This window comes from Pelagicoccus sp. SDUM812005 (assembly GCF_031127875.1).
GTDB lineage: Bacteria > Verrucomicrobiota > Verrucomicrobiia > Opitutales > Opitutaceae > Pelagicoccus.
Window position 1 is genome coordinate 205,258 of the sequence record NZ_JARXIA010000003.1, and the last position, 19,623, is coordinate 224,880.

The window sequence follows — 19,623 nt, forward strand, 5'->3', positions numbered from 1 at the left end:
GAGGGGTGTTTGGAATCAAGAATTTTGGCTTAGATACTTGAAAAATTTTGCTCTGCCCGAGGGAGGCTCCTTAATTCGCGGCCACATGCATCGCTTCCAATACAAGGCTTATCGCCGCCGCTTCGCCGGCGAATTCTCGAACGCGCGCGAGCGTTTCGCGACTCGCGAGGGGATCTTGGTCCGCTTGGAAGATGGCGACGGCAGGGTCGGCTTTGGGGAGGTGGCCCCGATCGTGAGTTTCGGAACGGAGAGCTTCGCGTCCGCCTTGGGCGTCGCCGAGTCCTTGGGGGAGAAGGTGGAGCTGGAGTTGGTTTTACCGGAGCTGGTCGCTTATCCCTGCTTCGTTTGGGCCTTGGAGTCGGCGCGGCGCCAGATTTCGACGGAAGGACGTTGGACGGAGATTTCCCAGCCGTGGCCGATTTGCGGGTTGGTCTCGAGCTTGCACGCGGAGGAGGCGATCGAGGAGAAGCTGAAGATGCACTACCAATGCCTGAAGTTTAAGATCGGCAAGGGGAGTTTGCTGGAGGAATTGAAGGCCTTGGACCGGGTGATGAACCTGAGCGAGGGGAAGGTGGCGATTCGCTTGGACGCGAATGGGATGCTCGACTATCGCAGCGCGGCGGCCTGGTTGGAACGCACGGCGGAGTTGCCGGTGGAGTTTATCGAGCAACCCTTGCCGCAGGGGGAAGAGCAGGAAATGCGTCGTTTGGCGGCTGACTTTCCGACGCCTTTGGCCTTGGACGAGTCGGTGGGGTCGGTGGACGACCTGAAGCGTTGGCGGGACGAGCAATGGGAGGGCTTGTACGTGATCAAGCCGTCGCTTTGCGGAAGCCTGGTCGACCTGGAGCGAGAGTTGGAGTCGGGCGCGGGAGACTGTGTTTTCTCCTCCGCCTTGGAGACGATGGTGGGCGCGGCGAACGCGGTTGATTTCGCGGTACGTCAGAGAGGGGCGGCTCGGGCATTGGGCTTTGGAGTGGAGAGCTTGTTCGCAGACAGGAATATTGGATTGGATCTGGGTCCTTTCTTGCAGAATGGCGGCTTACCGAGTAGCGCTAGCTTCGAAAGCCTGTGGAACCTGACCTAGATAGACTCTTTGACTTCGAATCCCATGGCGGGCTGTTCCCTCAATTCGAGGGCGTCTGGGATGCGGTATACGAATCGGCTCGGAACTATGCTGACCTGGTTAAAGGCAGCGGACCTGGGCGCAAGCGTGTCGCGATCACGGCGGCGCATCCGCTCAGCTTTGCGGCGCTTTTCCTGGCCTTTGCCCGGGAGGAGGTTGACTTGTTTCTCTTTAATCCGACTTGGGGTAGGGTGGAATTGGATACGGCTCGCCGCGTTTCCGATGCGCATTTCGAAGTATCGGATCGGGAACCTGGGGAATTTTTGTTCCAGCGAAACGATGGCGCTGAAGCTTCCGAGCAAGTCGAGATGGGAGCCAACCGTTTGCGGGTGATGATTCCTACAGGGGGCACTTCCGGAAGGATCCGTTTCGCGATCCATGACTGGAGCACGCTTGCGGCGGCGGCCTATGGCTTTCAGCAGCATCTCTCGTGCAGCAAGATGGCGGGGCACTGCGTCCTGCCTCTCTATCATGTGAGCGGATTCATGCAGCTAGTTAGAGCCTTGCTGACGATGGGAATGGTGGTGTTTGGCAGGATCGAGAGTTTCGCCGTCGAGCACGCTCTGCTGCTGAAGGAGTCGCGCGATGTTCGTTTCTTGTCTTTGGTCGCTACGCAGCTGGAGCGATTGTTGCGGGATGAGAGCAATGTGGCGCGGCTGCGCGAATACCGGGCTATCTTCGTCGGCGGCGGTCCAGCTCCGGTGGGTTTGCTGGAAAAGGCGCGGCGCTTGCGTCTGCCGTTGGCTCCGACCTATGGGATGACGGAGACGGCGGCGCAGGTAGCGACCTTGGCGCCGGAGCAATTTCTGGCGGGCGAATCCCATCACGGACGCGCCTTGCCGCACGTGCGGATCGATATCGTCAATGAGGAGATGGCGAGCGAGCGCATGCCAGCGGGCGAGGTCGGCCTGATACAGGTCCTAGGAATGTCATTGTTTCGTGGATACTACGGTGATGGTTCGAAGCTGTCGAATCTATCGATATTGACCACCGATTTGGGCCGCATGGATGCGGCAGGGCATCTGACCGTGCTTGGGAGGGCGGATCGAGTAGTGATTACAGGGGGTGAGAAGGTGAATCTCCGCGAGGTGGAGATCGTTTTCGAAGAGAGCGGCTTGGTGAGCGACGTGCATGCCTTTGGGCTGGCGGATCGCGAATGGGGCGAGCTTTTAGCGGTCGCCTACGTGCCCCAGGATCGGGGAGTGGGCGAGGACGTATTGCGGGAAGTGATTGCCAGGGAGCTATCTAATTACAAGATGCCCAAGAAATGGATACGCTTGGGCGAGATCCCGAGAAACGAGGCAGGCAAGCCTATGCTTCGAGAACTCGAAGCGAAGATTGGAACGTAGAGTATTTTAATGAACAAAAGTGATATTGCGGACGTACTGAACGAGATAGCGACGCTACTCGAAATCAAAGGGGAAAACCCGTTTAAGATTCGCGCCTACCAGAACGGCGCCCGCAAGCTCGAGACCTTGGAGGAGGATCTGGGAGAGCTGGTTGCCGCGGATAAGCTCAAGGAAGTTGCTGGGTTTGGGGACGCTCTGGTTCAGAAAATCACTGAGCTCTACCAAACGGGTTCCTTGGAGTTTTTCGAGAAGCTCAAGGATTCGGTGGAGCCGGGGCTTGTATCCATGTTGGAGATCCCAGGTTTGGGTGCGAAGAAGATCAAGGCGATGCACAAGGAATTGGGCATTTCCAGCATCGAAGAGCTCAAGGCTGCTTGCGAGAGCGGAGCGGTGGCGGGCCTGAAGGGCTTCGGCAAGAAGACCGCTGAGAAGATCCTGGCCGGCATCGAAAACAGGGAAGCTTACGGGAAGCGTCATCTGTGGTGGGACGCGTTTGCGGTTGCGAAGCCGATCTTGGAGGGGCTGCAAGCTTTGCCGGAAGTGGTGGAAGCGTCCCATGCGGGAAGCCTGAGGCGGAAGCGTGAGACGGTTGGGGATCTCGATTTCATCGTGGGCTCCAAGGAGCCGAAGCCGATCATGGACTGGTTCGTGGCCCAGGAGGGCGTGAAGGAAGTCACGGCGCATGGGGAGACGAAATCCAGCGTACGTTTCGAGAGCGGTTTGCAAGCTGACTTGCGCGTGGTGCCGCCGGAGCAGTTCTTCTTCGCTCTGCATCACTTCACGGGTTCGAAGGACCACAATGTTGCGATGCGCCAGCGCGCCTTGGCTCGTGGGATGAGCTTGAGCGAGTGGGGCCTGAAGCCTGTCGACGACGAGGACTTTTCCAATAGCAAGGTAATCGCTTCCGAAGCGGAGCTTTTCAAGTGCTTGGATCTTGAATACATCGTGCCGGAGCTGCGTGAGGGGGCAGGGGAGATTGAAGCGTCCGAATCGGGCAAGCTGCCGGAGCTGCTCAAGCCGGAATCCATCCGCGGCGTCTTCCACAACCATACGACGGCGTCGGACGGACGCTGTTCTTTGGAGGAGATGACGGAGGCCGCTCAGGCGAAAGGCTGGGATTATTGGGGCACGGCGGACCACTCCAAGGCGAGTTTCCAGGCGAACGGCCTAGACGACGCTCGGGTGCTGGAGCAGATCGCTCAGGTCGTGGCCTTGAACGAGTCGGGACGGTTTTCGACGCACGTCTTTTGCGGGATCGAGTGCGATATTTTGGGCGATGGCAGCTTGGACCTAGAAGAGAGCACTTTGATGGAATTGGACTATGTCGTTTCGTCGGTCCACATTTCGATGACTCAGCCGGAAAACGAGATGACCCGCCGCTTGATCAAAGCGATCGAGCACCCGGCCACTACAATGCTGGGTCATCTGACAGGGCGTATTCTATTGAAGCGCGAAGGTTACAAGCTCGATGTGGCCAAGGTCGTCGACGCCGCGATCGCCAATGGTGTAATCCTGGAGATCAACGCCAATCCGCGTCGCTTGGACATGGATTGGAGATTTTGGCGTCGGGCTGCGGAGAAGGGCCTGATGACCAGCATCAATCCGGACGCGCACCGGGCCGAGCACTTCGATTTCGTGGAAGCGGGGGTGAACGTGGCCCGCAAGGGCTGGCTCGGCGAGGCGAACGTATTTAATGCCTTGAGCCTTGCGGAGGTGAAGCAGGCCTTTGCGAAGCGGCGCCCGAACTTGAGCCGTCTGCAAGCGTAAGCGGAAGGTTGCGGCTTACCATTCGGTGTCGTTGATCAGCATGATCTGGAGCTGGAGGTAATCGGAGACGATTTTGCACCGCTCGACCAGGTCCGTGGCCTCGAGGGTGCGCTGCATCATGACCTCGCTGGTGCAGTAGGTCTGCATGATGAAATGGGCGAGCATTTCGAGGTCGTCGATCGCGTGGCAGGCGTCGGCAGCGTCGTCCTTGCTCGGCCCGAGCAAATCGCTGAGTTCGTCGACCTTATCCAGCAGGTCGACGACGATTTCCGCCTCGAACTCCTCTTGCGGGCGATTGGTGGTGTTGAGCTTCGAGACGCGCAGGATGGGGTAGGGATGCTCTTGGGTGACTTCCTCGACTCTAATGCGTTCGGTTCCTTCCAGCATTAGCTGTGAGGTGCCGTCGGGGTTTTGGGAGCTCATGCGGATGAGGCCCACGGTAGCGATTTGGGAGGCTGCCGCCTTGGAGGCGGGCTTAGCGAGAGGTTCGCCAGCGGGCAACCCGCTCGCGACCGCGAAGATGCGGTCCCCGCCGAGGGAGTCGGCGAGCATGGCCCGGTATTTCTCTTCGAAGATGCGAAGCGGCATGATTGTCTTAGGAAGCAGCACGGTTCCGGGGAGAATCATGGCAGGTAGTTCTTCGGGGATGGTCATAGGTCTTGAGAGTGGCGCGGGGTGGATAAGTTTCCAGGCTGCGGTGGCTTTCTTTGGAGGCGTGTCACAGTTGGGACAGCTTTGGAAGCGGATGTCCCATGAATGTAAAAAAGTGGGACAGAAAGTGGGACATTGCCTGTTTGCTTAGGATTTGGGTGCTGGGGCAGGTGATTTTATGTGATTTGTAAGTTACACATAAGCAGAGGTTTGAGGAAAATCAAACCGCGTTGGTACATAGTTTGCTCATGCCTTAGCCATGGGACGTGTATTAGGCATAGATCTAGGAACAACAAACTCCTGCATGGCAGTAATGGACGGCGACGAGCCCGTCGTAATACCGAATGCAGAAGGCGCGCGGACGACTCCGTCGATCGTGGCGTTCAGCAAGACCGGTGAGCGGCTCGTAGGCCAGGCAGCTAAGCGCCAGGCGGTAACGAACCCGAAGAACACCATCTTTTCAGCCAAGCGTATGATTGGCCGCAGCTTCTCCGAGCTAAGCGAAGAAGCTTCGAACCTTCCGTACAAGGTCGTTGGCGCCGACAATGGCGACGCTTACATCGAGTGTCAGGTAGGCGACAAGACGGAGCAGTTCGCTCCGCAGCAGATTTCTTCCTTCGTTTTGGCGAAGTTGAAGGCGGATGCGGAAGCCTACCTCGGCGAGTCCATCACGGAAGCGGTTATCACCGTGCCGGCTTACTTCAACGACAGCCAACGCCAGGCGACCAAGGACGCGGGCAAGATCGCCGGACTTAACGTGCTGCGTATCATCAACGAGCCGACCGCTGCTTCTTTGGCTTACGGCCTCGACAAGAAGTCGGAAGAGAAGATCTCGGTATTCGACTTGGGTGGCGGTACCTTCGACGTTTCGATCCTCGAGATCGGTGACGGCGTTTTCGAAGTTAAGTCGACCAACGGCGACACCATGCTGGGTGGCGACAACTGGGACGAGCACATCATCAACTGGCTCGTAGACGAGTTTAAGAAGGAAAACGGGATCGATCTCAAGGGCGACCCCATGGCGTTGCAGCGTCTTAAGGAAGAAGCGGAAAAGGCTAAGATCGCTCTTTCCTCTTCCACGACCTACGACATCAACCTGCCGTTCATTACGGCAGACGCGTCGGGACCGAAGCACTTGAACATCTCGATGACCCGCTCGAAGCTCGAGCAGATCACCGACGATCTCTTCAGCCGCTTGAAGGTTCCGTTCCAGAACTGCTTGCGCGACGCGGACCTGTCCACTTCGGAAGTAGACGAGCTCGTGCTCGTCGGCGGTATGACTCGTATGCCGAAGGTGGTTCAAATCGCGGAAGAGCTGGCCGGCAAGAAGCCAAACCAAGGCGTTAACCCGGACGAGGTTGTTGCCATTGGCGCGGCGATCCAGGGCGCGGTCCTTAAGGGTGACGTACGCGACGTACTTCTCCTTGACGTAACTCCACTTACGCTCGGTATCGAAACTGCAGGTGGCGTATCCACTGCGATGATACCGCGCAATACGACGATTCCAGCGAAGAAGTCTCAAACCTTCTCCACTTACTCCGACAACCAGCCATCCGTTGAGATCAAGGTCTTGCAGGGTGAGCGTCAGATGGCGTCGGACAACAAGGTACTCGGAACATTCCACCTCGATGGCATCCCGCCCGCTCCTCGTGGAACGCCGCAGATCGAAGTTACCTTCGATATCGACGCCAATGGTATCCTGAACGTTTCCGCTAAGGACAAGGGCACCGGCAAGGACCAGAAGATTACGATCACTGGCTCTGGCGGTCTCTCCGAAGACGAAGTCGAAAAGATGACCAAGGATGCCGAGCTGCATGCCGAAGAGGACAAGAAGCGCAAGGAGTCGGTCGAAAACCGTAACCAGCTTGATTCTTCCATCTACCAGATGGAGAAGATGCTCGGCGAGGCTGGCGACAAGCTTCCCGCTGAAAAGAAGGCTCCGATCGAAGGCGCGATTGCCGAAGGCAAGAAGGCTCTCGAGTCCGACAATCCGGAAGAGATCAAGGCTGCCCTCGAAAAGCTGACCAAGGTCGGCGCGGAGCTTTACCAGGAAGCGGCTGCGGCAGCAGGTGCAGGTGACGCGGCTGGCGCTGGCGCTCCACCGCCTCCACAAGGTGGCGGCGACGCAGCCAAGGGCAAGGGGCCCAAGCAGGCAGACGTAGTGGACGCTGACTTCGAAGTCGTCGACGACGACAAGAAGGACTAGTATTCAAAATTTTGGGACGTTCCAATCGGTTTTGGAGCGTCCCTTTCTATTCCATTAATTAACCTATATATCTAACAAACTGTTAACTCAAAATATGAGCGCATCAACATCAGTGAAAGTAAAACCCCTAGGTGATCGCGTGCTTATCAAGCACATCGAAGAAGACGAGCAAGTCCGTGGTGGTATCTACATCCCAGACTCTGCCAAGGAAAAGCCGCAAGAGGCGGAAGTTATCGCGCTTGGCACGGGCTCCAAGGATGCAGACGGCAAGGCTGTTGCATTCAACGTGAAGGTTGGCGACCGCGTCCTCACTAGCAAGTACGGAGGTACTGAAGTGAAGGTAGACGGCGAAACTTACCTTCTCGTTCGCGAAGACGACATCCTCGGAATCATCGAGGCGTAAGCTCGTTTCGTTCACTAAGTAACCAACAATCAATTACACAAATATACTATAATGGCTAAGCAATTGCTATTTGATGAAAAGGCACGTCAAGCGGTACTCCGCGGTGTTGAAACTCTCGCTAAGGCGGTAAAGGTAACTCTCGGCCCTAAGGGTCGTAATGTCGTCATCGACAAGAAGTTTGGTTCTCCAAACGTCACTAAGGACGGGGTCACCGTTGCCAAGGAAATCGAGCTTCCAGACCCATACGAAAACATGGGCGCCCAGATGGTTCGCGAAGTCGCTTCCAAGACTTCCGATTCCGCTGGTGACGGAACGACGACTGCGACCGTTCTCGCCGAGTCTGTCTACCGTGCAGGTCTCAAGAACGTAACGGCTGGCAGCAACCCGATCTACCTCAAGCGTGGTATCGACAAGGCGGTTGAAGTGACTGTAGCGGAACTCGCGAAGATCTCCAAGGCGGTTGAGTCCCGCGAAGAGGTTAAGCAGGTTGCGACTGTATCCGCAAACTGGGATGCGACCATCGGCGACATCATCGCTGACGCTATGGACAAGGTTGGCAAGGACGGAACGATCACCGTTGAAGAAGCCAAGTCCATGGAAACGACTCTCGACGTCGTTGAAGGTATGCAGTTCGACAAGGGCTACCTCTCTCCTTACTTCACGACTGACAGTGAGACAATGGAAGCGGTTCTCGAGGACGCGTACATCCTCATCCACGAGAAGAAGATCTCCAACCTCAACGACTTGCTTCCGCTCCTCCAGGCTGTTGCGAAGACTGGCAAGCCATTCCTCCTCATCGCTGAGGACATCGAAGGCGAAGCTCTTGCAGCGCTCGTGGTCAACAAGATCCGCGGCACGCTCAACGTCTGCGCGGTTAAGGCTCCTGGTTTCGGCGACCGTCGCAAGGCGATGCTCGAAGACATCGCGGTTCTCACAGGTGGTCGTTGCATCACCGAAGACCTCGGTCTCAAGCTCGAAAACGTTCAGCTCTCCGACCTCGGTACTGCCAAGCGCGTTACTGTCGACAAGGAAAGCACCACCATCGTCGAAGGCGCTGGTTCTGCCAACGACATCCAAGGCCGCGTAAAGCTCATCCGTCGCCAGATCGAAGAAACATCTTCCGACTACGATCGCGAAAAGCTCCAAGAGCGCCTCGCGAAGCTCGCTGGTGGTGTTGCAGTGATCAACGTCGGCGCTGCTACCGAGCCAGACATGAAGGAAAAGAAGGCTCGCGTTGAGGATGCTCTCCACGCAACTCGTGCTGCGGTTGAAGAAGGTATCGTCCCAGGTGGCGGTGTCGCTCTCCTCCGCGCTGCGAAGGCTATCGATTCGCTCAAGCTGGAAGGCGACGAAGCGATCGGCGCTCAGATCATCAAGACTGCAGTTGCAGGTCCGATCCGTCAGCTCTGCGCGAATGCCGGCATCGAAGGTTCTGTTGTCGTCAAGGAAGTGCTTTCCCAGGAAGGCAACATGGGTTACAACGTTGCGACCGACACTTACGAAGACCTGCTCAAGGCTGGTGTTGTCGACCCAACTAAGGTGACTCGCTCCGCGCTTCAGAACGCAGCTTCCATCTCCGGTCTGCTGCTCACTACAGAGTGTATGATCACTGACCTCCCAGAAGATAAGTCCGCTGGCGGCGCTCCCGATATGAGCGGCATGGGCGGAATGGGTGGCATGGGCGGCATGATGTAGTCCATTCCCTGATACACGCCAATAAACCTATTACTTCTCAAGCGGTCCCGTAAATCGGGGCCGCTTTTTTTGTGGTTCGTCACCAAAAGCAGTGGGATCGCCGGTTATTAGGAGGACCGTCGCCGTGGGAGACGAAGCGTAAGGAGCGAAGGCTGCTTGCGACGTGCCGCAGATCCTTGCTCTAGTATCCTGCATGGCGGCCTAGCGCGAGCGGTCTACGCTCTCCGAGCTACGCCTCCCATGGCGCCAGCCCTACACTCGAGAGCGTCTCCCCGCAAAAGGGTGATGAACGTTTTTTTGTGGTTCACCGAATCGGGTGGCATGACGGTGCGGGGGACGAATGGCAGCTTGGGGGCCGCCCTCGCTCTTTATGAGTTCCTGCGGAACAAGGCTGCGAAGAGGCTAAGGGAGAGCAGGGCAGCGATTGTTTCGAATAGGAAGCCCGAGTGGTCTGGGACGGGATTGGGGCTTGCTCCGTAGCTGGGACTGGGTCCTTGGTTGTAGGAGCGCGCGAGGGGATGCGGCGGCGCGTAAGCGAGCGCTTCGTCTTCCTTGCTGACCCGATAGACCTTCAGGTTTTTGACGAGAAACTCGCCTGATTGTCCGGTGAGGACGGAACTGTTGGAAGGAGGGGCGAAAGTGTGGTCTTGGGCGCTTCCGGTTTTTAGGTCCGGGTGGATGACGAGGTCGCCGTTTCCGAACGAAAGCCCGTATTCGGAGGGCGAGGCCTTGAAGCTACCGACCCGCTTGGTCGTGCGTTCCCATCGCTTTTCCTTTTTCAGGTCGAAGACGAAGCGGCCGGCGTTCGACTCGTAGCGACCCATCCACGTTTTCCACTTGTAGGGATTGTATCCGCCAATGTATCGAGGCTCCGTTTCGAAAGCGGTCTGCACTTCGGCGATGGTCACAGTTGGTCCGGCCTTGTCGATCGCCTTGTGGAGCTGTTCGGATGTGACTTCGTCCGAGTCTTCGTCCTCTGCGTCGTATTCGAAAATCAATTGCAAGTTGGCCCGGTAGAAGGGCAGCCATTGCTTCACGATGGCAAGGTGTTCTGCTTCGCGTTCGTTGGCTGCGAAATTAGCGGTGCTCGTTGCCAGTGTCGCTATCAACACAACGAGCACGCGCTTTGTGTTGTTTGGGACAAAGTGCATTCTGATGTTTCGTAAGTTATTGTACGGCTGTAAGTCCCTAATTACTAGTGGAATGAAGGATTTTGAATACTGTTTTACCATCGTCCCCTAGCTAGGCCTGTAATTAAGAGTAGGTACTAGCGCTCTGTGTTGCCTTCGCTCAGGTTAAGAGCTAGGCTTTCCCGTCAGGGGAACGCCGCTGCGGTGGATTCGACTGGGTTGCTTGCTTAGCTCTTTCCCTGAGTGGGGAGCCAGTTCTTTGCTCAGTCGGACTCTAGGAGATTTACGGAGTTCGCTAGCTTGTCTTGGAATCCGCAGATACCGAGGGCGGATCCATTGAATACGAAGAGGGAGGGAGCAGCGCTTTGGCCGTCTTTGTTATGATCGGCTGCGGCTGCTGCAAAGTGCTTCACGGAGTAGGTCGGGTCCATGATCAGGCCCGTTTCTCGCGCGATGGTACGGCATTCGTCGAAAAGCGCCTTGCTGATGGATCCAAATTTTGGAGACAGATTTGGTTGGAGGAAGCGAATATTCACCCTGCTGTCATGGGTAATTGGGTACGCCTTTTCGAGGCAGGCCCGCATTTCCGCGAGTTTTTCCAAGAATCCAGATTCCGTTTCGGCGATAAGGGTGACGACGACTTCTCGATTGCGGGAATCGCTTCCGAGCAGACGTTCCAAGCCGAGGATTAGCCCGATAGCGCTCAAGCCGGTGCCGCAATCGATGTAGATGCGTGGGAAGGTTTGTTGGCAGTCTCGCTCGTTGCGGAGGATATCCTCAGGCAAGGTCAAGGTCCCGAGCAAGGCGGGGAAGCCGTAGCAGCCTTCGAGCAGGAGGTGGGCGCGAGAGCCTTGTTTTTCCAGATTCTGAAGGCGTTGGCGGGCCAAGCCTTCCACATTGTCCCAGGAACGACGCGATATGGTTTCGGTTTCGTGGGGGGCGAGCAGCAGGGCAAGCAGCAGGGCATTGCCACGGAGTTGCGGGTCGGCTGCTTCGCGCAGAAACGCGAGGGGGGATATTCCGTTCTCCCGCAGCAACTGAGCGAGGCCGACGAGGTTGTTGGAGTTCGGGCCTCCGATCATGCCCACGGTATCGATTTGCTGGCGTTTCAGGTAGGGGATCAAGCTCGCGTATTTCCGGAGCTTGCCACCGCTAATTCCGGAGCTGAGTTCGTCTTCTCTCTTGATCCACAGGTTCGCGTACTGCGAGCGCGCGATGGGATGGACGCGAGTAGGTTTCGCGAGCTCCGGATCGATTTCCGCTCGGATTTCTGGAGGAAGCTCCTTCACGTTCATGGCAGCAAGTCGCAGCGTTTCTCGAGTTCGGCGGCCCTGGGGAGCTTCGTGGCGAGTAGCCTGATCTTCTTTCGCAAGCTTGCTTTGAAGGTAGTGTACTGCTGGGTATCCGGATGTTGGGGACGGTGGTTCAGCATCGCAGTGATCGTTTCGATTTCCTCGATCTGAAAGCGACAGGCATCGCCGATATAGCTTTCTAGAAACTTTTCCCAGATATAGTCGGTCGCTTGCTTGCTTGGATGGGTTAGATCGTCGGCGAAGAAACGATAGTCGCGTAGCTCGTCGAGCAACAGTTCGTAAGCGGGAAAATAGCTGATGGCGGGGAAGTCGCGGCGCAGTTGGTCAACGGCGAGCAGTAGGCTAGCTTTGCTGAGGTTGTTTTCGTGCAGGCCGTCTCTAGTGTGGCGAACGGGACTAACGGTGATGCAAATTTTGAGCTCGGGATTGAGCTTGGAGATGAGGCGGAGGGCTCTTCCAAGGGTAAGCGATATTTCGTCCGGAGCGAGGCGCCTTTTAGTGAAGGTTGAGGCGGGGAGTTTGTGGTTGTGGCCGATGTATCCGGCGTATCCATCCTTTTGATATACCCAAGCAGAGCCTAGGGTTAGGATGAGGAGGTCGCAGGCTAGGAGTTTGCTGCGAAGCGTGGAGAGATTGGAATTGGCTCGCTTTAGGCTCTCCTCTTTTTGGGTGGAGGCTAGGGAACTGTGCACGAGGAAATGTCGCCAGAGCTCCTGGTGTTCGAAGAATTCCTCGGGCTGGAAGGCCTGGTCTTCGATGGCTCGAATCAAGGTCTCCGCGAGAGCTAGCGGGTTGAAGAGGTTGCCGAGGGGATTGGTGAGGCAATCGAAGAGTGACTGGTCGAGCCGGTCTCCAATTTCGGCCGCGAAGCAGGATCCGAGGGATACGAAGGTATCAGCGTGAGAGTAGCTTCTGCTCGACGGCGTAAGGTTGACTGGGGTCCTGAATTTCACGGCGAAAGGCGCCGCTGATGGAAATCGGTTCTCAGCGGAGCAGCATCCGTCTTAAGCGGGCCGGGCGCTTCGTCAACAAAGAGGACCGCGAGCGGCTGCCTTTGTGGCTATTGCTCCAAGATGTAGGAGAGTCGATTTCCGTCGGTCTTGATCATGATCCCGGTCGACAAGTTTCCGTCGTCCATGAGGCCATCGATTGCTTGGAGAACAGAGTCTCCTAAAGTCGTGGCGTCGATCGAAACGCCTGCGGTGAATCCGAATGCAGCGAAATCATAGTCCCAGTAGCCGCCGACGGGAGTCTCTTTGGGCCAGACGCTATCGGACAGGTAGGGTTCCATTCCGCTGGGTACGGTGGTTGGAAGCCCGTCTTCGGGCCAAGTTCCGTTCTGTAGGGCGTAGTGGTTGAACTGTTCGGCGAACTTGCGGAAGTCGTTGGCAGTCCTGGTGGCGATGGAGCTTTGGCGCGACTGCGTATAGGCGGGTATCGCGATGGCAGCCATCAGTCCGATAATGGTCACGACGACGATGAGCTCGATAATGGTGAGCCCTTTTTTGCGGGAGGATTTGGAGAAGCTGCGGATGGACATGCGTTGGATTCTTGGAGTTGCCTTCTGAGGGGAGGCATCTTTCAGAATCCCACATCAGTGTTGTGCCCCTTAAATCGGCAGGACTGGCGCAGGCTCGAAGCTTTTGCGGATCGACACTAGGAGAATATGTGGAGATTGCTTCGGGGGCTAGGTGGGCTCGGCGCCACGAGTAAGGGCGGGCCTTCCTGGGCCTTTCGCTAGAGGGCCGCGTCCAAGTCCGAGGCGAGGCTCTTGAGTACGGGGCGTACGAACAGGCAGTCGGAGAAGGGAAGGAAGAGTTCGATGGACGTTTCGGTCTCGGTGTGGCGGATCCCGTCGTTTTCGGCAGAGATCGCGTTCCAGTTCGCCATGTCGGAGCTGCATTCGAATGCAATGCTGTAGCCGAGAGCTGCGGCTGGGATGGTTTCGCCGAGCTGCGTCTTGTCGTGTACGTAGAGCACGCCTTCGACGCCGTTTTCGCTGGTGAGGCGCTTGGAAGCCCAGCGGAAATCGAGAACGGGCTGGAGGATGATTTCGCGGCTGAAGGTGGTGGAAGTCTCGAGGCTTGCGGAGATGAGGGCGCCGTTGTTGATCGCTTTGGGAGTGATCTTGCAGGCGGCGGGGTCGATCCCCTCGGGAAGGAGGCCTCGGAGGCGGTTTTCGATGTGCGGAAGCAAGTCGACCGCGCCGGTGCTGCGAGTCCAGACGAAGGGCGAGAAACCGTTTTGGCCGGAGTTGTCGGCGGTACCGGCGACTACGTCGAGGTCGTTCAAGGCATGGGCTTTGGTGGCTCGGGCGGATCCGTTGGCGCTGGCGATCGCGTAACCTTCCTTGCGCTCGAGGTCGTAGAAGTAGGCGATCTGGTCGCGCTCGCCGACGAGGGCTCCTGCGTCGTTGATGTCGCGGGCGGTGTAGTGGTCGCCGCTGAAGAATTCGGCGTCGACCTCCGCGAGGTCTTGGGAACCGGTGGCGGGGTCGAAGAAGAAGGCGCGCTCGTGGTAGCTTTCGGTGCTAGCTGCGAATTTGCGGTAGGTGCCGACGACGGTGCCTTGAGCGTTGAGGCCTTGAGGAGTGGTGACGCTGTAGCCGTCGATCGCGTCAAGCGGTTCGATATCGCTGCGGCCTGATTCGAAGGACCAGGTGAACGCCTGATTGCCGGCAGCTAGGTTGCCTTCGAAGCGGAGGGTGGTGCCGAGAGCGAGTCCGTTTTCGTTGATTTCGTAGAGCAGGGTGGTGCCGCCGCCCGATTCGCTGCGGTTGCCCAACTCGTCGAGGTCCACGATACCGTTGCTGGGATCCCAATAGAAAGGGAAGGTATCGAAGTGGGTGTTTTCCGGGTTGTAGGTGGGAAACTCTTCCGTGGAAGCGCTCTCTGCGTTGCGTTGAAGGTAGGTCTTGCTGCCGACGACTTGCTGGAAGCGATTGATGGAGGAGGCGTTTAGGCTGGAAAAGGTGCCAGGGTAGTCGCTGAGTCCGCTGGCGATGTGAGTGATGGCCCCGTCCTTCCAAACTGCGAAGGTGCTGACGCGGTTCAGGAGGGTTTCGCCATTTTCATTGATCTCGTTGCTTTTTGCACTCACCCGGTTGACGGGATTGCCGAGCACCTCTGGGACGACCAGTTCGTAGCGGACTTGGGCGGTCGCGAGGGTGATAAGGCTGAGCGAGCCCGCGATAGCGAGGGCGGCGAGTGATGAGGCAGTTGATCGTGTCGAATGGCGCATATGTTTTTCTCCTTAGCAATGTGGGATAAGCAGTCCCGTGCCTTGGTTTTGCAGGCCTTGCGCCACAATCTGGAGCCTGCGTTTTGTGGCTTGTAAGTTGCTGTATGTCAGGGTGTAAGGAGCGTTTGAGTATTGCCGTTCATCTTCGCTGAGTAATTTCCGGATGTCAGAAAACCCGACGCTTTTCTGGATCCTTTGCCAGAATTGCATTGGAAGGGGGATGGCTTGGCGGTTTGTTGGTTCGCGATGAAAGCGGTCAATTTTTCAGGGGTGGAGCGATTTCCTTCGAAGTTGCTGTGCGTGGGACGAAACTACGTTGAGCACATCGAGGAGCTCGGCAATGCGATTCCCGAGCAGATGGTTCTCTTTTTCAAGCCGAATGCGTCGATCGGTTCGGTTCTGAGGGCGGAGGATGGCGAAGCTTTGCACTACGAGGGCGAAATCTGCTTTGGGGTGGAGGAAGGCCAATTTCGTTACGTTGGCTTCGGCTTGGATTTGACCAAGCGGGAACTCCAGGGGCGCTTGAGGGCGGAGGGTTTGCCTTGGGAGCGCAGCAAGGCTTTTCGTGGAGCTGGGCTTTTCAGCGCCTTCGTTCCTTTCGAGGGAGCGATGGAGGACCTGTCGTTGCAGCTTTGGATCGATGGGGTTTTGGCCCAGGAAGGTGGCGTGAAGCAGATGATCAACAAGCCGCAGGAGATTCTGGATGAGCTCCTTGCCGTTACCGATCTCGAGGATTTCGATATCGTGATGACGGGCACGCCGGCTGGCGTAGGACGGGTGTCGGCGGGAAGTCGCTTCGAGGGGGTGGTTCTTTGCTCCGGCAAAGAGTTGGTCCGTTGTTCTTGGGAGGCCCAAGGGGCGGACTAGCGGGCGGCGCTGGCGAGAATCGCTTTTGTGACGATGGGTTCGAGCCCTTGATTGAGGGCTTGGTAGCCGGCCTTCTTGAGGTGCAAGGTGTCGATCGAGTATTCGGCTTTGATATACTTGCCGTCGCGCAGGATCGGGTCGCAGTTCGCGATCTCGACGCGTGGATAGGAGAATGCGAGCAAGCGTTGGTTTACGATGTCGATCGCTTCGTTGACTTCGTCCGACCAAAGAGGGGCCCGCAGGAGTTCGATGGGGGCAGGTGGGAAAATTGTTGTAATAATAACTTGGATACCGTTTTCGCTTAGTCGTTTTGCGATAGCGGTTATGTTGTCGTAGGTTTGCTCGATGGTCCTTTCCCGTGTTCCCGGAAGTACGGCCATGGTTTTCAAGTCGTTGTCGCCCATTTGGAGGATGACGACGTCGGGGTCGAGGGAGAGCACGTCGTCTTCGAGGCGACGAATGATTTGCGGCGTGGTTTCGCCGCCGATGCCGCGATTGACGATTTCGATGTCGCCCCAATTGCTCGCCGGATAAGCTCGCCACATGCCGCAGCGCGATTCGCCGAACATGACGATGCGCGGCTTGCTTTTCTCTTGGGCGCGGAGGTGGGCGTTTTCTTCTGCGTAGCGATCGCTGATCGGTTCGATGCGGACCTGGGCTTCGCGAGCGTAGAAGAGGATGGCCTTTTGGAAGAGGAAGTAGTTACCGGCTAGGGAAGCGAGGAGCGCTAGGGCGAGGAGGGCGTAGGCAATTAGGTGTCGCGATGGTCTCATGGCGGAGTCGTCTCTCAATCAGGCAGACGTCCGCGAACGCTAGGCAACGAGCAAAGGGTGTCGAGAATCAAGCCATGGAACCGTATTTTTACGGGAGCGGGAGAAGCAGGCGTTCGTATACGTAATCTGCCACGAGTTCTCCGAGATCGCGCCCGCGCAGGTTGGAGTATTGAAAGTGGATTCCGCCGTAGAGGCGACTGTCGCAAATTTCGTCGGTGCACTCCGCGATGCTCGAATAGCTCCGCACTACGCCCGGCAAGCTGCTGCTGGTGGTGGAGAAGGAATAGGGGCCGTCCTTTTCGAAGAACAGTTCCATGATGCGTCCGCCCGCTCCGCTGAAGGCTCCATGCCCGGAAGTGTATTCAGGATGTGGAGGCGACTCGAGCAGGGAGTTCCAATCCGGATCGGGCTGAGTGGCCGGGTTTCCGTCTTGGTCGGCTTGGCGGATGGCTTGGATAGGCCGCCAGGATTCGTAGTGGTACTTCGTATCCCAACAAGCGATACCGGCATCGGCCATGGAAAGGTTGATGAGGGCGAGCAAGCGGAGGGAGTCCAGCAGGTCCATTTCCTTTTCGCTGGCGGTTCGGCTGGCGATCTCGAACCAATGGCCTGCAGGGGTGGAAGTGTAGGAGAAGCAGGACCAGTACTTTGCGATCTCGGTTTGGTCTTCAGTTCGGACTTTGGAATCGATGGCTCCGAATTCTCGAACCTCTTGTAGGGCGGCGGCGTATTCGGGCGAGTCGAGGGGATAGGGTGGGGGCAGGCGAAACTGGTCGGAACTTTCGAGGGCGAAGGGGCGAGTGCGCTGCCAGTAGGAAAGTTCCGGAGGGCGATAGCTGGGCGGGGTGCGTTTCCATTTTCCGATTTCGTCCCTCGGGTAGTAGGTTTGGGAGGAGGTCGATCCGTCGTCGGAACGGTGGGCGAGCATTTCCTTGGCCGCGGATTCCCCGAATTCGATGGAAACGCTCCATGATTCTTCGGGTACGAGAGCTTGCAGCTCTGCAAGCTGGGCGTTGTAGAGTTTGGAGAAGTGCCCTTTCTGGCTGGGGAAGAGCGTCTTGGAGGCGAGGTTGAGGGCGGAAAGGCTGGCTAGTTCAGGGAATATGTTCGCTGTCTTTGGGGCAGGCAAACGGAGGTAGGATCGGTACCGGGGCGCTGGGGCGTTGGCAGCTTCAAAGGCTGAGGTGTATATGATCGCGAGATTGCGAGATGCTAGGCAAGGAGCAGCGGTTGAGGTTTGTATCGCTTCTCCTATGACAGGAGTCCAATCTAACATGCGATCCGCTGGGGAGCTGGCCTGGAGGGACCAGGCCCAAAGGTTGGAAAACGCAAAAAGGAGGAGGGCTTTCGCTGGCTTTTCCAATCTATGCTCAAGTGCTTTCATGATTTAAGGCGATACGGAATTATGTTTCACGTGGGGCTGTTTGCGAGGGTTTTTGTGTCATAAGGTGGCATTCGTTTTCGCTGTTGCGAACGATCGGAAAATGCAGCAGGTTGAGGTCCTAGAGCCTTTGTTTCTCCTGGCATGATTCGGTTTTCCTCCTCCATAGCGCTCGACCTTAGATCAATCGCAGTTTTCCGAATCTTGATCGGAGGAATCATTCTCTACGATTTGGTGAACCGCATTCCTTATGCGGAGCTTTTCCTCAGCGACGCGGGCGCTTTTTCTCGAACGGATCTGCTGGCGCTGACGAACCGCCCTTGGTCGTTTTCTGTCTATATGATGTTGGGCGAAACGTCTCAAGTCGTGGCTTTGATGTTAATCAATGCGGCGACCGCGCTCCTGTTGATGGCTGGTCTCTGGACGCGTTGGGCGAGCCTTTTGTGCTGGATTCTGCTGATTTCCCTACAGCATCGAAATCCGTTGGTGTTGAACGGGGGCGATACGCTTTTATCCCTTCTTGTATTCTGGGCGATGTTTCTCCCGCTAAACGGGCGTTGGTCCTTGGATGCCTTGCTGAGCAAGGACGGCGTGGGGACGTTTCCAGTTACCAATCGCTACGTCGGAATTCCAGGGATGGCTTTGATGCTGCAGGTCGTGTTTCTCTACGCCTTCACTGTTATGTTGAAAACGGGAGGCCTTTGGAAAAGTGGGGAGGCTGTCGGCTATGTTGTAATGAACATGAGCTTGATCAAAGCGGGGGCGGTTTGGCTGTCGCAGTTCGAGGGGCTCCTGCCGTTTATCAGCAAACTCACGTGGCATTGGGAGTGGTTCGGCTGCCTGCTTTTGCTTTGCCCCTTTGCCAACGGGCTGACGCGAATGGCGGCGATTTTTGGATACAGCCTGATGCAGTTATCTTTTTATCTTACGCTGGACCTGGCCCTTTTCCCTTTTGTCTCCACGGCGGCGTGCCTCGCTCTGCTGCCGGGGCAATTCTGGAGGTTGTCCGAGCGACTTTGGAGAGATGGGCCGTGGAAGCGTGGGGTGGAGGTCTTGCGACGCGAAGCCGTATCGATGCGCGGGTGTGGCGGAAAAATAATTAGGCCGGGGAGGGGCGCGGCGGTGTTGACTGGAACGGCGCTGGCATTGGTCCTGTTTTGGAATTTGAGGGGCCTGCCGGACTCTCCTTTGAAGCAGCATACGCCGGACTGGGTGAAGCAGGTCATGTACGCGGCGAAGCTCCGCCAAAGCTGGGGCATGTTTGCCGCCAACCCACCGCGAACATCGAAATGGTACGCGCTTGAGGCTCAGTTAGCGAACGGCGACTCCATCGACCTGCTCAATCCGAGCGAACCGTTCACTCTACGACGCCCTCAGTTGTTTACCGATCGTTTGCCGGACCGCCGCTGGACGAAATTTCTTTCAGCGCTAAGCAAAAAGAAATACCGCAGTTTGCGGGACGATTTCTTGGAGTATTTCGTTAGTCGTTGGAATCGGCGAGTGGATGGGCCGCGCAAGATCGAGCGGGTTCGCATGTTGTACGTCCGGGAGCGGATTCGTCCCGGGGCTGGCTACGGCAAAGCTGAAATTGAAACTTTGGCGACCTTGTGGGTGGAAGGAATACGGCAAGTCGTGAATGTAGAGATTCCAGACGAGTCAGGCGAGGCGCTTGAGGAAACGGACGATGAGGGAATAGAACAGGAAGGCGCGGATCTTTAATGTCGG

General features: G+C 57.0%; 16 protein-coding genes. 8 read left to right on the forward strand and 8 right to left on the reverse strand.

The features are described from left to right. The first annotated feature begins 37 nt into the window (after window positions 1-37). From menC to polX, 3 genes are read left to right on the forward strand one after another with little or no spacing between them, the layout of a single operon-like run. Window positions 38-1,084: an o-succinylbenzoate synthase gene (gene menC, locus QEH57_RS06075; RefSeq protein ID WP_309005799.1), complete on the forward strand. Its 1,047-nt coding sequence runs from the start codon at window positions 38-40 to the stop codon at window positions 1,082-1,084. Beyond that, window positions 1,069-2,472 (forward strand): AMP-binding protein, encoded by a 1,404-nt coding sequence (locus QEH57_RS06080; RefSeq protein ID WP_309005800.1) that lies wholly within the window; start codon window positions 1,069-1,071, stop codon window positions 2,470-2,472. Before menC ends, QEH57_RS06080 begins: the two co-directional genes overlap by 16 nt. Window positions 2,473-2,481: 9 nt before the next feature. Then, a complete protein-coding gene (gene polX, locus QEH57_RS06085; RefSeq protein ID WP_309005801.1) occupies window positions 2,482-4,239 on the forward strand; it encodes a DNA polymerase/3'-5' exonuclease PolX in 1,758 nt (585 codons plus the stop codon). A 15-nt stretch (window positions 4,240-4,254) separates the two neighbouring features. Here polX and QEH57_RS06090 read toward each other — a convergent pair whose 3' ends face one another. After that, the gene (locus QEH57_RS06090; RefSeq protein WP_309005802.1) at window positions 4,255-4,893 is read right to left on the reverse strand and encodes an LON peptidase substrate-binding domain-containing protein; all 639 of its coding nucleotides are present in this window, start codon (window positions 4,891-4,893) and stop codon (window positions 4,255-4,257) included. Between the two features lie 256 nt (window positions 4,894-5,149). Between QEH57_RS06090 and dnaK the strand changes: the two genes are divergently transcribed. From dnaK to groL, 3 genes are all read left to right on the forward strand, one after another. After that, window positions 5,150-7,096: a molecular chaperone DnaK gene (dnaK, locus tag QEH57_RS06095; RefSeq protein WP_309005803.1), complete on the forward strand. Its 1,947-nt coding sequence runs from the start codon at window positions 5,150-5,152 to the stop codon at window positions 7,094-7,096. A 112-nt stretch (window positions 7,097-7,208) separates the two neighbouring features. Beyond that, window positions 7,209-7,499, forward strand: coding sequence for a co-chaperone GroES (gene groES, locus QEH57_RS06100; protein ID WP_309005804.1), 291 nt, complete (start codon window positions 7,209-7,211; stop codon window positions 7,497-7,499). Window positions 7,500-7,550: 51 nt separating this feature from the next. Next, a complete protein-coding gene (gene groL, locus QEH57_RS06105) occupies window positions 7,551-9,194 on the forward strand; it encodes a chaperonin GroEL (RefSeq protein ID WP_343224754.1) in 1,644 nt (547 codons plus the stop codon). A gap of 368 nt (window positions 9,195-9,562) precedes the next feature. Here the strand turns inward: groL and QEH57_RS06110 are convergent, their stop codons facing one another. From QEH57_RS06110 to QEH57_RS06130, 5 genes are all read right to left on the reverse strand, one after another. Further along, the gene (locus QEH57_RS06110; protein ID WP_309005805.1) at window positions 9,563-10,306 is read right to left on the reverse strand and encodes a TLD domain-containing protein; all 744 of its coding nucleotides are present in this window, start codon (window positions 10,304-10,306) and stop codon (window positions 9,563-9,565) included. 281 nt (window positions 10,307-10,587) lie between these two features. Continuing rightward, a complete protein-coding gene (locus QEH57_RS06115) occupies window positions 10,588-11,619 on the reverse strand; it encodes a hypothetical protein (protein ID WP_309005806.1) in 1,032 nt (343 codons plus the stop codon). Beyond that, window positions 11,616-12,590, reverse strand: a complete 975-nt coding sequence (locus QEH57_RS06120; RefSeq protein ID WP_309005807.1) for a GSCFA domain-containing protein — start codon at window positions 12,588-12,590, stop codon at window positions 11,616-11,618. Before QEH57_RS06120 ends, QEH57_RS06115 begins: the two co-directional genes overlap by 4 nt. A gap of 107 nt (window positions 12,591-12,697) precedes the next feature. Beyond that, window positions 12,698-13,177 (reverse strand): type II secretion system protein, encoded by a 480-nt coding sequence (locus tag QEH57_RS06125; protein WP_309005808.1) that lies wholly within the window; start codon window positions 13,175-13,177, stop codon window positions 12,698-12,700. A 197-nt stretch (window positions 13,178-13,374) separates the two neighbouring features. Beyond that, window positions 13,375-14,877 carry a DUF3466 family protein gene (locus tag QEH57_RS06130; RefSeq protein WP_309005809.1) on the reverse strand — a complete coding sequence of 501 codons (1,503 nt, stop codon included), beginning with the start codon at window positions 14,875-14,877 and terminating at the stop codon, window positions 13,375-13,377. A gap of 195 nt (window positions 14,878-15,072) precedes the next feature. Here QEH57_RS06130 and QEH57_RS06135 point away from each other — a divergent pair, with 195 nt between their 5' ends. After that, the gene (locus tag QEH57_RS06135; protein WP_309005810.1) at window positions 15,073-15,744 is read left to right on the forward strand and encodes a fumarylacetoacetate hydrolase family protein; all 672 of its coding nucleotides are present in this window, start codon (window positions 15,073-15,075) and stop codon (window positions 15,742-15,744) included. Here QEH57_RS06135 and QEH57_RS06140 read toward each other — a convergent pair. After that, a complete protein-coding gene (locus QEH57_RS06140; protein WP_309005811.1) occupies window positions 15,741-16,517 on the reverse strand; it encodes a GDSL-type esterase/lipase family protein in 777 nt (258 codons plus the stop codon). The two genes, QEH57_RS06135 and QEH57_RS06140, sit on opposite strands and share 4 nt — an antisense overlap. An 88-nt stretch (window positions 16,518-16,605) precedes the next feature. Continuing rightward, complete coding sequence (locus QEH57_RS06145) at window positions 16,606-17,646, reverse strand: vanadium-dependent haloperoxidase (RefSeq protein ID WP_309005812.1); 1,041 nt, start codon at window positions 17,644-17,646, stop codon at window positions 16,606-16,608. A gap of 456 nt (window positions 17,647-18,102) precedes the next feature. On the opposite strand from QEH57_RS06145, the gene QEH57_RS06150 reads away from it, so the two are divergent. Continuing rightward, window positions 18,103-19,617 carry a hypothetical protein gene (locus QEH57_RS06150; RefSeq protein ID WP_309005813.1) on the forward strand — a complete coding sequence of 505 codons (1,515 nt, stop codon included), beginning with the start codon at window positions 18,103-18,105 and terminating at the stop codon, window positions 19,615-19,617. Window positions 19,618-19,623: the final 6 nt, after the last annotated feature.